This window comes from Secundilactobacillus pentosiphilus (genome assembly GCF_002217985.1).
Lineage (GTDB): Bacteria > Bacillota > Bacilli > Lactobacillales > Lactobacillaceae > Secundilactobacillus > Secundilactobacillus pentosiphilus.
The window spans coordinates 1-13,808 of sequence record NZ_BCMI01000016.1; the positions used below are offsets into that span (position 1 = coordinate 1).

Here is a 13,808-nt window from a genome sequence, read left to right on the forward strand (position 1 = left end):
ATACACAAAACTTTATATTATTTCATTTGTCAACTTGACAGGGCCAAGTGCAGAGTTGGCATCTTTTGCGTTACATTCAGAAATCTACCGAGTTTTGCAACTCAGCCTACACGTGGATGGCACAAGAACCATTAATCTCCTTGTTCATCAAAGGTTTCGTGATCCTTAGCCATTTTCTTATTTTCAGCGGGTTTCAAATTAAAGAACGCCCTGGTAATCACAACGAGTAAGATAACGACTCCCGCTGTGAAGATCAAATCCCATGGCATCCTTCCCCACATTAGGGCAGAAACCAATGGTTGGTGATAGAAACTGGTCAATCGAGCGTGCCAGTAGCCGTTAGTTAAGGCGTCTTTTAACTGAATGTAGCCAACGGGCATTAATGTGGCGAAGACCATTCCAGCTAAGCCGACGTTCAACGCAATGCAAGCCCATTTGATCCATTTTTCAACTTTGGCTGTCCAAAATGATTTCTTGGAAATATTTCGCATGACGTAAAGCATGATTGCAATGGAGAATAAGCCATATACACCGGCCATTGAGCCGTGGGCGTGTGCGGCCGTCCACTGCGTGCCGTGTTCAAAGTAGTTGATTGCGGGTGCATTGATCAAGAACCCAAGCGCACCGGCGCCCACGGCATTCCAAATCCCTGTGGAAACTAAGAACATAAAGGTTCCCTTATACGGAAATTCAACCAGACTATCTCGGTAAATTCGGTATTGCGTATAAGCTTCCCAGACCAGTAGACAGAGGGGAACGACTTCAAGCGCAGAGAAACATGCGCCAAGTGCTAGCCAGATGGAATGATCGCCTTCCCAGAAGTAATGGTGTCCCATTCCCACAACACCAGTGCCCAACAGTAAAATAATTTGGAAATAGAGTGCCCGAACAGTCGACCGTGCAGTCGTTAACTTCATATCGACCATCAAATAGCCGATCAGGATGACAGCAAACGATTCGAAAATGCCTTCAACCCACAAATGAACGATCCACCAGCGCCAATAGTCGGCGAAGGTGACGTGTGAATTTGGCATGATAAATAACGATGCCAAGTAAAATGCAGGAATCGCCACGGAGCCAAAGAATAACATGGCTACCAACCGGGTTCGGTTGGAGCTGACACCCTTACCCTTTCGTCTCATGGCCGGAATAAATCCGCGCCAAAGAATCACGATCCATAACAGCATGCCTGTGATGAACAGCCACTGCCAGAACTTACCAAGTTCAAGGTACTCCCAGCCAAAGTGACCAAACAGCCACCACTGCTTTTTGATCAGTCCGAGAACGTCGCCCCATTCGCCTAGCATACTACCGGCGACAACGATCAGTAACGCCCCAAACAGGGTATCAACTAAGGCTCCTTGATGCTTCGGCTCGCGGCCATATACTCGGGGCACAATGTAGACACCCGTTGCGAGCCAGGTCGTAGCGATCCAGAAAATTGCCAGTTGTAGATGCCAAGTCTTTGCTAAGTTGAACGGCCAGATATTTTGCAACGGGATCCCAAAGAACTCGTTTTCCACGTAATAATGGGCCATCAGTTCACCCAGCATGATTTGAACCAAAAAGAGCAGCATGACGATCACAAAGAATTTTGCGGTTTTGCGCTGACTGCTGGTGATTGGTCGGTCTGGATCAACGATTGGCATATCTTTAGCTTTGCCATCATAAGTGGACTGCATATCAAATTGATAACGCCGTTGGAAGTAAATAATGATGCCGACACCAGCAACCAACACAGCTACTGAAATGGCCGTCCAAAGCATGGCCTCTGCTGGCATCACATTCCCAGCATCTAGATCATACGGCCAGTTATTGGTATATGAGAAATTGCGTCCCGGGCGATTAGTTGAAGATAACCAGGCTCCCCAGAAAAAGAAACCAGCTAACTGATTGACTTTATTGCCTTTAGTCATAAAATTATCGGTTTCCTGTTTCTTGATCATGTTCTCTGGCAGACCGGCTTGCTTAGGATTATTAATAAAATCTTTGCGATAATAGCTCAATAAATACTTAAAGCCAGCCGTTTGACCAGCCGTCAAAGTCAGTTCATGATTCTCATTTGAATACCGATTGACCCGGATTTCCTTCTTGACTTGACCCTTAATGCCAGTTTTTTGAACCGTGGTCAAATCACTAAAATCCTTTTGATACAACTTTTGTGCGTAGTACTTATCCATTCCCTGAAGGTAATGATGGAGTGCTTCCGCAGTATAATCGGGGCCTAAATACGACCCATTGCCTAAATAAGTGCCATAATCCGTCAGACCATAGCGTTCATAAACGGCTTGACCGCTGATGAGTTGAGACTTTGTCATTAAGGTGGTTCCTTGTTGGTTAACAATTCTTGATGGTCGTGGTGCCTCGTTTTTAAAAATCAACCAGCCTCCAAGTAATAAGATTGAAAAAACGACAACCAAAATGCTGACCAAAACCGTTGTTAAACGATGGAACGGTTTTCTAGCTGTCATAGAACCTACCCCCTTTTCTTCAGAATTTTGATTGGAGATGTAACCGCTCTCAATATAATCCATTAAATTATTTTTGTAAATATGTTTTAATATAAAAAATGCATTTTATTTAATATATTATTGGAATAAAGGCTGAGGATCCTGAACCCAATTAGGTTTTAAATGTAGCAAAACAAACTAAAATTAGTGCTGATATCAGTCGATTTTCATCGATTGATATCAGCACTAATTTTAGTTTGCTTTAATAGACGAGTTAAGCTTCATAATGGTCATCAAGGTACACGCCAATGTCTTCAACGTATAATTTACCGGTGTACTGCTGACCCTGTTCAGTAACGAAACCGTTCTTAGCGTAGGCAAATGAACTGGTAGCGTCGGCCTTTACTGTGGCGCCTTGCGGTTCACCCGTATCGGCGTTCAGTCCGGATGGGACATCCACGCTATAGACTTTTGCGGCTGAAGCATTGATGGCGTTGATCCAGTCAGCAAATTTACCTTCAACCGGCCGATCCAAACCGATTCCAAAGATGGCATCCACGATCGTTGTGTAACCCGTTAAATCGGTACTTGCCGGAATCACTGGAATCTTGTAGTAGTGCAAGATTTTCAGTTGCTGTGCCGTTTCGGTGGAAGTGCGGTCTTCCGAACCAGTCAGCATGACGGTGACTTTGACGTCCCGGACGTGCAGCATTCGCGCGATTGCCAGACCGTCACCACCATTGTTGCCCGTACCGGCAAAGACCAAAACGTTCGCCAGGTCAAAGCCGCCGTTGAGGATACGACTTGTCGCACCTAACGCGGCCCGCTCCATCAGTACTAATGAGGGGATACCGATTTCTTGAATTGTATGTGAATCGCCCTGACGTGCTTGGGCAATACTTACTGTTTTTGCCAAATCAACCACTCCTTACTAAGTTTATTCAAATCTAGCCTAGTCGTTTAGCACTGAAAATGCTAGGGATAACTCAGCGAGATCAGCAGGCAAAAAAATTCGGTAACGGTTTGTTAGCTCACCGTTACCGAATTTTGGGTTTTATAGTTTGTTTCAATAGTCTCATTACTTTTCGAGTTCTTTATCAACTTGGCCATTGTTCAAAGGTGTTTGATGCCGGTCAGACAAAACAACTTTTGAAATATCAAAGAGTTCACGTCCAAGATTGTTGATGTCGATCTCTTTCAAATCGGGTTCGATTGATTCCCACCACGCGTTAACTTTTGATAAACCATAATCCAGCAGCTTTTCGCCATCTTCTGTCAGCGTCAGCTCTTTGACACGCTTATCGCTAGCGGCTGATTCTTTGTGGATCAGGCCCAGCGCGGTTAGGTGCTTTACCATTCGCGTCATGAGGCCTTCATCAACAGCTAACGTGGTGGATGCCCGACGCTGACTGATCGGTTGGCTCTCCAAAATAAGTACCATCAGATACATTTCGGTAATGTTGACGGGGAGCTTATCTTTGATCAGTAGCTGGTTCATATCACGTTGAAGCTGACGATGAAGGATGGCGTTATAAGTTGAGACGGTTAAATAGTCCTTTTTAATGTTTTCTACCACAAACTTTCACCTCGGTTACTTAACATTTGACTATTAAAGTATAACTGTCTTTATATAATTTGAATAGCTTTACCTAGTCAATTTTAAGAATTTTTTCATTTCTGGTATTTTGTCGGGATGAACCGCTGTGTCGCGATAGAATGGGGCATGTCGGAGTGGGTGCGTTCTTTTTTGTCATTTAATAACAACCAACACTTTCCTTTGATATCAATGACTGTTAAGATAGTTGAATTCAAACCATTCTTCAGAAAAATTTAACAGGTTTTTTGTCATGCAAAATGCTAAAATGTGTTGAAGACTACGACAGAAAGAGGAATCACTCATGGAAATTGATGTCCCAGAAACCATGGCGGAAGTTGAAAAAGAAGTTGCCCGCCGAAAGGCTAACGGTGAAGCAGTTACAGAAGCTGATGTTATTAAGAATACGGTGCTCGCCTCGTTTCAAGCATACTTAGAGTTTGCCGAGGAAGGTCACTATGATTCTGCCAAGTGGCAGGGTGATAACATTGAAGTTATTGATATCATGAAACAGCCGATCGATACGGTAAAGCCGCAGACAGATTCATTCGTTAGCGATTTTAAGGCGAGCAACGACGGCTGCTTCCTATATTTACAAGAAGCAGCAACTAAGATCGCCGGCATGCGTTAGTGCTTGAAATCATCTGCTAACACCGCTATCATAGTTTATGTCGGGCGCCCTTAGTGTAATGGATAGCACATGAGATTTCGGTCCTCATGATCCGAGTTCGACTCTCGGGGGGCGCAATATAGGTGTTTGCGGTTGTTTATAGTTGAGGCTAGATGCTGATATATCAGCATTTAGTCTTTTTTGCTGTCCACAGTTTGCTATATTTACCGAATATTTTTCGGTAAATTTTTAAAGCTTAAGAAAGCCACAGATCGTTTGGTTATAGCCCCAAGTAATTAAATTTGTTGCCGTGTAATGATTACTAGCTTAAACGACTGAATTTAATTCTCGTCTATTTAAGTAATAGATGAGCCATATGATTGGCAGGGTTAACATCATTGCAGGATAGAACCAAGTGGTGCGTAGTACACTTTTGATTACGCCGCCAATAATTGGACCCATTGACATTCCAAGATCCATACCAATGTAAAAAGTACTATTCGCCAAACCTTGTTCATTGCGCGGTACGATTAATAAAGATGTTGATTGACAAATTGAAAACATCAACCCGTATCCCCCAGCTAAGCCCAACGCTGCTATAAACATCATCAGGTTATTTGTCAGGTGTGATAGTGCCAAAAGGCCGATAAAGGTGCTGAATAAACTAATGTATAGAAATTTCCCAAACGGAATGGTGTCAAACAAATTTTTCATCGACATTCGGAGAATCAGCAGTAGCACAGCATAAATTGGGAAAAAGCTACCAACTGCGACTGTGGAATGAATTGATGCGACATAACTCACAATATAGGCCTGAGTCGCGAAATATGGCAAAGCAAAAAGCATGAGAATCATGGCGATTGGTAAGACCTTAACTTGTACAATTTGGAATTTCTTAGTGCTATGTTGACGATTAGATACCTTCATTGGGTATCCACGATCTGTAACCAATTGAACGAGGAGGATCATCAGTGCGCTAGAAATTGCCGATGCGATGAATGCACGACGATAGCCGAATTCTTGATAAAGGTATATTCCCAAAGCCGGTGCCATTGCCATACCTAAAGCATTCATCAAGCCATAAATCCCCATTCCAGAACCAATTCTTTTCCGAGGAAGTAAACTAGCCATCCATGTTGCCATGCAGACAGTGCACAAGACGTAGCCTAAACCGTTGATAATTCGGATAATTAATAGCCAGAAAGGATTGACGGCAATGATGTAACCAATGGAGGCAATCAATAAAAATATACCGCCAAACGATGAGAGTAAATACTTGGAGTGATGGTCGACTAAGTTACCAGCAATAGGACGCAGGAATAGTGATGTAATATTCATTAAACCTGCCACAATTCCAGCAAACATCGTTGAGCTACCAAGGTTTTTTGAAAAGCCTGCAATCAGCGGATTGATTAGCATAGGACTAGACATATAAAAAAAGCTGGCGGCTAGTATGAGAATAATATTTCGGTTATAAACGTGTTCCTTCATTCATTTGTTACCTCGGTTCAAATTTGAGATAGATTTTTCTAGTAGGGTAAGAAATTGTTGCTTTTCATTGTCAGAAAAACCATTAAGCAATTGTTCACCTGTGCGGGAGCCGTTATTTTTCAGATGTAGGCGCATCATGTTGCCAGCATCAGTTAATACTACCAGCTTAGCACGACGATCATTAGGATTCTTGATAAGTGTAACCAACCCCTTATCCACCAACTTCTGAGTAATTACTTGTGCACTCTGATGTCGAATATGCTGGAAGTTTTTCAAATCTGAAATTGTTTGGTCTGGAAAATCATGATAATAAATTAACGCATCCGCTTGATCTGTTGTGATATGCAGGTCACGAATGTGGCGGTTACGGTTATTGATTAACGTGTTAGCAAGTTCTAAGACGCGTCTTGCGACCACAAACTCTTGATTAAAATACATGAGACACCTCCCAATCATTTATACAGTTAGCTGTATAAATTGTCAAGAATATCAAAGTCTAAGTGGTAGTCATTGTCTGCTATCGTTAAATTATTTTCCGCAAAATGTCTTGCCTTGAAGTAACTTGAAGGTTGTAAACTTCAAAATACTACGAATAAATGGAGGAAATTGCTTTGGTAAATGTCTTAATTATTGGTGCCACCGGTTCAGTTGGTAGTGTGACACGACGGTATTTCTTGGACCACACTGATGATCAATTAACTTTAATGGCACGAAATACTAGTAGGTTAGGTACGCTGGATGCAATCCGTGAAAAAGTAGTTGAAGGCAGCGTTACCGATCGCGCATTTTTGCAATCAGCGCTGAAGGGTCAAGATGTCGTCTTCGCTGCTTTGAGTGGTGACTTACCTGCAATGGCTAGCGCGATTGTCTCGGGTATGGATCAGGTAGGAATTTCTCGGCTGTTATTCATTACATCAATGGGGATTTACAATGAAATTCCAGTCAATATCGGTGCACAAGGAAACCTGCAAAGTAACCCCATGCTAAAGGGGTATCGGCAAGCAGCAGATATTATTTCTGAATCGGATTTAAATTACACCACAATTCGCCCCGGCTGGTTTGATAATGGCGATGACACTGATTATCAAGTGACCAAGAAGGGTGAACCATTTGGTGGTCACGACGTTTCAATCAAAAGTATTGCTGACTTAGTGGTTAAACTGGCACATGATGATCAGTTAGGTTCCAGAGATAGCCTGGGAATTAATCGACGGTAAAGTCGATTTTGTAGATTGAAGAAAAATGCAGTAAAGTAATCGGTAAAGACAGGGTGACCACAATACTAATTCGATAATAAAGGGGGATCCAAAATGAATATTAAAGAAGCCAGCGAAAGGACCGGTGTTTCTTCCGCTGCCATTCGCTACTACGAAAAAGAGGGCTTGATTCCGTCCATTGACCGTACGGAAAACGGAAATCGGGACATCGATGACCGTATCTTGAGAAGAATCCGGTTTGCTACTCAGATGCGCGCTGCTGGTATGACGATTGAAAATTTACGGCGGTATATCCAGTTGTTTGATGCGCAGGAAGATAATACTAAAGAGCAGATTGCGTTATTGAAGACGCAATTAGCCGAAATGGAAGAAAAGCGCGATGATCTCCAGTCGGCAATTGATCATCTAAAATACAAATTAGACCATTTCTATGATCATATGGAAACTACTGAGGAAGAATTACGTGAAATTGAACGGCAACATGCAGCTCAGGTAGACAATGAAAGTAATGCCACTGACGATGAGTTTAAGTACTAATAACTTTGCAACCAATACTCAATTGAGTAGGTTCATGATTCCGAATCCAGGAATCTTGGGTCTACTCGATTTTTTAAAAAAAGGTTGTTGATTCCGCTTGCCTTGAAGTTACTGCAAGGTTGTAGACTGAATTCAATCAAAAAAACAAGCATTAGAGGCACTCTTGTTATCAAATATCTAGGAGGGTAATTATGAAAACAGCAGTATTTATTAAACCAGGTCGAGTAGAATTACAGGACTTTGCTAAACCAACCATTCAACAACCGGGTGATGCCATCATTAAAATTCTTCGTGCATGTGTATGTGGCTCCGATCTTTGGTGGTTCCGTGGCATTTCACACCGTGATGCTAATACGGTCGTGGGACACGAAGCCATTGGTGTTGTGGAAAGTGTTGGTAAAGAGGTCACCCATGTTCAACCAGGTGATTTTGTAATTTTACCTTTCACACATGGCTGTGGGCACTGTGCTGCCTGCAAAGCCGGTTTTGAAGGCAACTGTTTGAATGTTGCTGAGCGTGGCAGCAGTGGTTTCCAAGGGGAATACGTGCGGTTCACTAGCGCGGACTGGTCATTGATCAAGATTCCTGGCAAACCTGCTGATTACACGGATGAACAGTTGAATGATCTGCTGGCATTGGCGGATGTTATGGCAACTGGTTATCATGCTGCCGCCAGTGCCGAGGTCAGCCAGGGTGATACCGTGGTTGTTATGGGCGATGGTGCAGTTGGGCTATGCGGTGTGATTGCCGCCAAGCTGAGGGGCGCCAAACGTACTATTGCCATGAGCCGCCACGAAGACCGACAGGCTTTGGCACGTGAATTTGGTGCAACGGATATTGTGGCAGAACGTGGCGGCGATGCGGTAAAAGCAGTGCTCGCTTTAACCCACGGGAATGGTGCTGATGCCGTTTTGGAATGTGTTGGTACGGAGCAGTCAGTAGACACTGCGGTTAAAGTTGCCCGACCAGGAGCGATTGTTGGTCGAGTTGGCGTGCCTCAAAAACCGGAGATGAACACCAATGATCTCTTCTGGCGTAACATTGGGCTGCGTGGTGGTATTGCTTCAGTAACAACGTACGATCGGACGGTTTTGCTAGACGCTGTACTGAAGGGTGAAATCCATCCAGGAAAGGTCTTTACCCAGCGGTATGATTTAGCGGATATCCAAGCTGCATATGATGCAATGGATAAACGTGAAGCCATCAAATCATTGTTGATTGTTAGCAAATAGGAGAATCAAATAATTGAAATAATAATTTGGGGAAAGCTAATTCATAGCAAACAACAAACTTTTGTCCCTCCAATTATCGGTATAATTGCAAAAACCGTCCTTTAACATGAGGACGGTTTTTTCTCATATATGAACAGTGAGCATTTCATGATTTTAGACGATAAGCGAACTATAAGTCGAGTTCGTTGCAATCAGGTATGACTATAAGGCATACCAGCTGGAGCAATTAAGCATTGGACGTATAGGTAAACAGAACCTAGAATAATGCTTGTATTCAAATACTTAGAACATTTTATACGGAAGGAAGACTAATATGACGAATAATAAACAAACAGTAACCCATGGTATCTTTGATATGGGTGATAAAAACGATGCGTATGCCAAGTACTTTGTGGGTCAGAGTTACCTGAATAACTTGATTAAGGATCCAGCTATCAGTGTCAGTGTTGGCAATGTTACTTTTGAACCGGGATGCCGTAATAACTGGCATATTCATCACGATGGATTTCAGCTATTACTGGTTACAGGCGGTGCAGGGTGGTACCAAGAGTCTGGTCATTCTGTACGTAAGCTTCATGCTGGCGACGTGGTAGTGACTTACGATGGGGTTAAGCACTGGCATGGTGCGACTAAAGATAGCTGGTTCTCACATATCGCAATAACTGCTGGAACACCAGAATGGCTTGAACCTGTTTCAGAAGCACAATATAACGCATTGGAGGATTAGATTATGGTAAAAAAACAAACAGCAGGTCGTGACAACCTAGGCAAATTTGCACCACAGTTCGCCGCTTTGAATGATGATGTTTTGTTCGGTGAAGTGTGGGCCAAAGAGGATGAACTGTCTGCTCGTGATCGAAGTATGATCACCTGCTCGGCTTTGATGGCGCAAGGACTGTTTCCACAGCTGAAGTCTCATATGCAGATTGCTAAGAATAACGGCGTGACCAAGACAGAAATGGTTGCTTTGATTACGCATCTTAGTTTTTATGCGGGGTGGCCCAAAGCTTGGTCAGCTTTTTCTATAGCTAAAGAAATTTATGCAAATTAATTAATGGAGAATCACCGGAGGTAGAGAAAATGACCAATGTGTTAATTCTTGGTGCTAATGGTCAGATTGCAAAACTTGTTCATCAGCGACTGCTGTTAGAAACCAAAGCACAGTTAACTTTATATTTACGACATGCAAAGCGACTTGGTCCCATCAACCCACGTAGAGAAAACGTGATTGAAGCAGATGTTAACGATTATCAGGCTTTGTATCAGGCGATGATGGGTCAAGATATCGTATACGCGAATCTCGGTGGTCGATTTGAACCCATGGCTGCAAATATTGTTAAGGCAATGACCCAGGCCAACGTTCAACGATTAATATACGTCACTGGACTAGGACTGTATCATGAAGTTCCAGGTGAATTTGGACGCTGGGTCGAGGAATCGATTGGTAGCGATGTCATGGACGATACCCGTCGAGCAGCCAAGTTAATTGAGAATAGTACGATTGATTATACCATCATTCGCGCTGCCTACATGACCAATGATACTGAGGTTGATTACGAGTTAGCTGAAAAGGGGACGCCGTTCAAAGGTACGACTGTCTCGCGTGCTAGTATCGCAGACCTAATTGTTAAAACAATTGCCAATCCAGACATTCATCGCTATAGTAGTCTTGGAATTGATCAACCTGGTACTGATGGTGATCGGCCCTATTAACGTATTAGAGGCGGTATTATGGAACTTAGACTTTTAGAGTATTTTTTGGCAGTTGATGCAGCTGGCTCCTTTTCACAGGCTGCAAATCGGCTGCATCTCACACAACCTACATTGTCTCGACAAATTAAAGGGCTAGAAGACGAGCTTGGTCTGCCTTTATTTACACGAACCAATCGAGGATTAACGTTGACACAGGCAGGACTTTATCTTAAAGATCGTGCACAGGAAATTTTAAAGCTGACACAGCAGACAGAACAGTCTTTTATTGATCAGCGACGTGAGTTATTTAGTGGCAATATCAATATAGGTGCTGTGGAAGCTGACAGCAGTCATATGCTGGCAAATGAACTTGCAACATTTACAGCAAAATATCCTTCTGTGACATTTGACTTATTCACTGGAACCAGTGATGATCTTTTTGATCGTTTGGACAAGGGGCTAATAGATTTAGCTTTGCTGCTGGAACCTGTAAATACCGATAAATATGAGCATATTACACTTGCGCATACTGAGCGCTGGGGCCTAGTTATCAGTGTTGATAATCCATTAGCCCACGCTCCAGTAATTGAGCCTAATCAGTTGTCAGAAATACCGCTGTTAATTTCCAGTCGTAAAGCTGTTCAAAAACTGTTTGCAGGATGGACGGATTCTGACTTCAATCAGCTTAATGTAATCGGACATTTCAATTTAATCTTTAACGTTCTGCCACTTGTTCAACAAGGTACTGGCGCAGCGTTAACTATTGAAGGGGTTATTAATTCAAATGACAACACCGGTGTGCGGTTTGTTCCATTTTCACCTAGAGTCCAAACTCACACGGTACTAGTGTGGCGTAAACATCGTTTACAGATGCCTGTCACGGTAGCGTTTATAAATCGATTCCGGAATCTAAGTGATGAGTAATAGATACGAACTCATTGAAAATGAATTATTGATTAAAGTTGATAGATTAACGCTTATCAGTGTTATTTTTAACCTAAAAGGATTTGCCGATAAAGTAATTCAGTGACGGGAGTGACATCTTTTTGCAGTAAATTGGTGATTAATTATCAAGAAGATATTCAATAGAAAATAAATGAGTTTTCGTAATAAGGTGTCACCACTGTCACACATCGTCAATATTACCAACCGGAGCATCCGCTTATTGGCGGTTTTTACTTTGTTTGAGGCATCAATCATTCAGATAGTGTGCGGTACTAGTCCACATGTTATGATCATTAATCAATGTTGGTTGGAACCAATTCTTCCAAAAACTGAGCGTACCTTCTGCCCCGTCATTTTTTATATGCCTCAAAGTCGCCCATAGTGTAGGGGGCTTTAGTTTTTGATTAAACAGTTAAATCCGATTATTATCAGCTTAGATACTTTATGGAGGATGGCTAATGAAAATCGATAAAGCTGGCGGGCTTATTTCCAAAATTGGCAGTGATAATCGTGTTACCATTTCCAAGCAAGTAAGGAATCATATGAATCTTCAGAATAACGACACAATTGAATGGCATTTAGAAGGTTGCAATGGCACGAAAATCATCCGATTTATGGGGGACAGTAAACAACCAGGCAAGTAAATTTGGTAATCTGAGTACCCCAGAGGTTGAGTGGGGCGATGAGGTAGAGAATAACAATTTTTAATTAAAAAGAAGGGTCAAAAAAACCTGCATCCCCGATGATTTCCAACTTTAGGGGTGCAGGTTTACATCCAAAAAGAATGTTAATGCTACATATAATTCCGTCAGATTTGATTAAGGAATTGTTGAAAGCGTAATATGTCGTTATCTGTTAAATGACCAATTTTCTTGTTCATCCTAGCAGTTGGCAACCACATCGTACCGCTATAAGTATCGACATAGGAAGGTTTATTAAGTCCAGCAGCTTCCCAGTCTTCGATCGGGAAATAACGGTCTTTGATTGCTTCTGGTTTGTTTTCATACTTAGACGTTATCTTATATACAAGGTACTTATCCGAATTCGTTGCTACAACCAGTAAGGGTCTAGTCTTCCCACCGCTTTGCTGTGTGAAATACACATATTGAGAAACCACATCATTAGTCTGCATTTAACCACTCTTCCATTTCAGATTCGTTTTCTGGAGTCTTTGGATCATGGCTCAAAGCATAATGACGTATATCTGCTTCTGCTTGTCGTACTTGTTCAGATTGCAGTGCGATCAACTGTTGGTATACATCTTTTGTCATTAAAACATATCCTTTATTTGCACCGTTCTCTTTAGTTCTGGAAGTTGTAATCTCGATTGGTTTCTTTGTTTTGTCTAAATTTTCAAAAATAGTATGTTGATACTTGCGAAAATTTGTTGGCGTGTAAGTTTCCATATAATGTCACTCCTTTGCCTTTATCTTGTCTTTATTATGACTTAATACATGCTATATTTCAATCATTCTGAATGTAAAATCAAGCTATTATTTATTACGAATAGTTATTATTAAGTTTAATAGGGTGCTGCTTTTCAAAGCACACGTTCAGCGACTGACAGCATTGCTTAATGCTCTTGGTCGCTTTTTGATTTAATGTGAGATTGACATTTAGTACCGTTGAAGGAGAACGGATGGTTACAGTGGGAGATGAAAAGCAGCAGGAAATACAGGAGTTGATTAAGTGGTTTGATAATAGTTTGGAGTATTATGAACGATATAAGTAAGGGGTAATGCTGTATAGTGGTTTGGGGCTTGATTGTTGATTGTCATTTTAGTGATCAAATTAAAAGGGCATCCGTTAAGAACGAATACCCATCTGCCCCTCGCATATTTATTTTTGGTGACAATTTTGGTGACACTGGTGACACAATTGGTGACATTTAGTTTATAAACAGTGAGCATCTATGATTAATAACCGCTGAGGAATGCTGTTAAATCAACGCTTATGATAACTATCTTTAACCTATGAGAATCGGGGCCTTGCCCTCGGGGGGCGCAATAGATGTTTTATAACTTAATACGATTGGATAAA

General features: G+C 42.0%; 16 protein-coding genes and 1 tRNA gene. 10 read left to right on the plus strand and 7 right to left on the minus strand.

The window, feature by feature from the left end:
- Positions 1-131: 131 nt before the first annotated feature.
- The 3 genes from CES81_RS08395 to CES81_RS08405 all read right to left on the minus strand — a co-directional run bounded on the left by CES81_RS08395 (position 132) and on the right by CES81_RS08405 (position 4,026).
- Entirely contained in the window at positions 132-2,471 is a 2,340-nt protein-coding gene (locus CES81_RS08395; protein WP_089121390.1) for a nitric-oxide reductase large subunit, read from the minus strand.
- Between the two features lie 253 nt (positions 2,472-2,724).
- Positions 2,725-3,366, minus strand: a complete 642-nt coding sequence (locus CES81_RS08400) for an NAD(P)H-hydrate epimerase (RefSeq protein ID WP_089121391.1) — start codon at positions 3,364-3,366, stop codon at positions 2,725-2,727.
- 162 nt (positions 3,367-3,528) lie between these two features.
- Positions 3,529-4,026: a MarR family winged helix-turn-helix transcriptional regulator gene (locus tag CES81_RS08405; protein ID WP_089088425.1), complete on the minus strand. Its 498-nt coding sequence runs from the start codon at positions 4,024-4,026 to the stop codon at positions 3,529-3,531.
- A 322-nt stretch (positions 4,027-4,348) separates the two neighbouring features.
- Here CES81_RS08405 and CES81_RS08410 point away from each other — a divergent pair, with 322 nt between their 5' ends.
- Both CES81_RS08410 and CES81_RS08415 read left to right on the plus strand, forming a co-directional pair.
- The gene (locus CES81_RS08410; RefSeq protein ID WP_089088424.1) at positions 4,349-4,675 is read left to right on the plus strand and encodes an FIG domain-containing protein; all 327 of its coding nucleotides are present in this window, start codon (positions 4,349-4,351) and stop codon (positions 4,673-4,675) included.
- Between the two features lie 44 nt (positions 4,676-4,719).
- Positions 4,720-4,791 (plus strand) — tRNA-Arg (locus tag CES81_RS08415).
- Positions 4,792-4,981: 190 nt separating this feature from the next.
- Here CES81_RS08415 and CES81_RS08420 read toward each other — a convergent pair.
- Both CES81_RS08420 and CES81_RS08425 read right to left on the minus strand, forming a co-directional pair.
- On the minus strand, positions 4,982-6,145 hold the full coding sequence (locus tag CES81_RS08420) for an MFS transporter (protein WP_089121392.1): 1,164 nt from the start codon (positions 6,143-6,145) through the stop codon (positions 4,982-4,984).
- Entirely contained in the window at positions 6,146-6,583 is a 438-nt protein-coding gene (locus CES81_RS08425; protein WP_180949763.1) for a MarR family winged helix-turn-helix transcriptional regulator, read from the minus strand. It lies immediately after the preceding gene.
- A gap of 173 nt (positions 6,584-6,756) precedes the next feature.
- On the opposite strand from CES81_RS08425, the gene CES81_RS08430 reads away from it, so the two are divergent.
- The 8 genes from CES81_RS08430 (at position 6,757) to CES81_RS08465 (ending at position 12,412) form a co-directional block, all read left to right on the plus strand.
- A complete protein-coding gene (locus CES81_RS08430) occupies positions 6,757-7,362 on the plus strand; it encodes an NAD(P)H-binding protein (protein ID WP_089121394.1) in 606 nt (201 codons plus the stop codon).
- A 93-nt stretch (positions 7,363-7,455) separates the two neighbouring features.
- The gene (locus tag CES81_RS08435; RefSeq protein WP_089121395.1) at positions 7,456-7,899 is read left to right on the plus strand and encodes a MerR family transcriptional regulator; all 444 of its coding nucleotides are present in this window, start codon (positions 7,456-7,458) and stop codon (positions 7,897-7,899) included.
- Between the two features lie 191 nt (positions 7,900-8,090).
- Positions 8,091-9,131 carry a zinc-dependent alcohol dehydrogenase family protein gene (locus CES81_RS08440; RefSeq protein WP_089121396.1) on the plus strand — a complete coding sequence of 347 codons (1,041 nt, stop codon included), beginning with the start codon at positions 8,091-8,093 and terminating at the stop codon, positions 9,129-9,131.
- 313 nt (positions 9,132-9,444) lie between these two features.
- Positions 9,445-9,858 (plus strand): cupin domain-containing protein, encoded by a 414-nt coding sequence (locus tag CES81_RS08445; protein ID WP_089121397.1) that lies wholly within the window; start codon positions 9,445-9,447, stop codon positions 9,856-9,858.
- A 3-nt stretch (positions 9,859-9,861) separates the two neighbouring features.
- Positions 9,862-10,182 carry a carboxymuconolactone decarboxylase family protein gene (locus tag CES81_RS08450; RefSeq protein ID WP_089121398.1) on the plus strand — a complete coding sequence of 107 codons (321 nt, stop codon included), beginning with the start codon at positions 9,862-9,864 and terminating at the stop codon, positions 10,180-10,182.
- A gap of 29 nt (positions 10,183-10,211) precedes the next feature.
- Positions 10,212-10,844, plus strand: a complete 633-nt coding sequence (locus CES81_RS08455) for an NAD(P)H-binding protein (protein ID WP_089121399.1) — start codon at positions 10,212-10,214, stop codon at positions 10,842-10,844.
- A gap of 18 nt (positions 10,845-10,862) precedes the next feature.
- Positions 10,863-11,747: a LysR family transcriptional regulator gene (locus CES81_RS08460; protein WP_089121400.1), complete on the plus strand. Its 885-nt coding sequence runs from the start codon at positions 10,863-10,865 to the stop codon at positions 11,745-11,747.
- Positions 11,748-12,226: 479 nt separating this feature from the next.
- Positions 12,227-12,412 (plus strand): AbrB/MazE/SpoVT family DNA-binding domain-containing protein, encoded by a 186-nt coding sequence (locus CES81_RS08465; RefSeq protein ID WP_225356370.1) that lies wholly within the window; start codon positions 12,227-12,229, stop codon positions 12,410-12,412.
- Positions 12,413-12,576: 164 nt separating this feature from the next.
- Here the strand turns inward: CES81_RS08465 and CES81_RS08470 are convergent, their stop codons facing one another.
- Complete coding sequence (locus CES81_RS08470) at positions 12,577-12,900, minus strand: hypothetical protein (RefSeq protein WP_089121401.1); 324 nt, start codon at positions 12,898-12,900, stop codon at positions 12,577-12,579.
- Positions 12,890-13,174 (minus strand): hypothetical protein, encoded by a 285-nt coding sequence (locus CES81_RS08475; protein ID WP_089121402.1) that lies wholly within the window; start codon positions 13,172-13,174, stop codon positions 12,890-12,892. Before CES81_RS08475 ends, CES81_RS08470 begins: the two co-directional genes overlap by 11 nt.
- Positions 13,175-13,808 lie beyond the last annotated feature (634 nt).

Bases quoted from the DNA above. Each gene is read 5' to 3' on its own strand.
- CES81_RS08395 (WP_089121390.1), bottom strand. From the start codon at position 2,471: ATGACAGCTAGAAAACCGTTCCATCGTTTAACAACGGTTTTGGTCAGC.
- CES81_RS08410 (WP_089088424.1), top strand. From the start codon at position 4,349: ATGGAAATTGATGTCCCAGAAACCATGGCGGAAGTTGAAAAAGAAGTT.
- CES81_RS08420 (WP_089121392.1), bottom strand. From the start codon at position 6,145: ATGAAGGAACACGTTTATAACCGAAATATTATTCTCATACTAGCCGCC.
- CES81_RS08425 (WP_180949763.1), bottom strand. From the start codon at position 6,583: ATGTATTTTAATCAAGAGTTTGTGGTCGCAAGACGCGTCTTAGAACTT.
- CES81_RS08435 (WP_089121395.1), top strand. From the start codon at position 7,456: ATGAATATTAAAGAAGCCAGCGAAAGGACCGGTGTTTCTTCCGCTGCC.
- CES81_RS08440 (WP_089121396.1), top strand. From the start codon at position 8,091: ATGAAAACAGCAGTATTTATTAAACCAGGTCGAGTAGAATTACAGGAC.
- CES81_RS08445 (WP_089121397.1), top strand. From the start codon at position 9,445: ATGACGAATAATAAACAAACAGTAACCCATGGTATCTTTGATATGGGT.
- CES81_RS08450 (WP_089121398.1), top strand. From the start codon at position 9,862: ATGGTAAAAAAACAAACAGCAGGTCGTGACAACCTAGGCAAATTTGCA.
- CES81_RS08455 (WP_089121399.1), top strand. From the start codon at position 10,212: ATGACCAATGTGTTAATTCTTGGTGCTAATGGTCAGATTGCAAAACTT.
- CES81_RS08460 (WP_089121400.1), top strand. From the start codon at position 10,863: ATGGAACTTAGACTTTTAGAGTATTTTTTGGCAGTTGATGCAGCTGGC.
- CES81_RS08465 (WP_225356370.1), top strand. From the start codon at position 12,227: ATGAAAATCGATAAAGCTGGCGGGCTTATTTCCAAAATTGGCAGTGAT.
- CES81_RS08470 (WP_089121401.1), bottom strand. From the start codon at position 12,900: ATGCAGACTAATGATGTGGTTTCTCAATATGTGTATTTCACACAGCAA.
- CES81_RS08475 (WP_089121402.1), bottom strand. From the start codon at position 13,174: ATGGAAACTTACACGCCAACAAATTTTCGCAAGTATCAACATACTATT.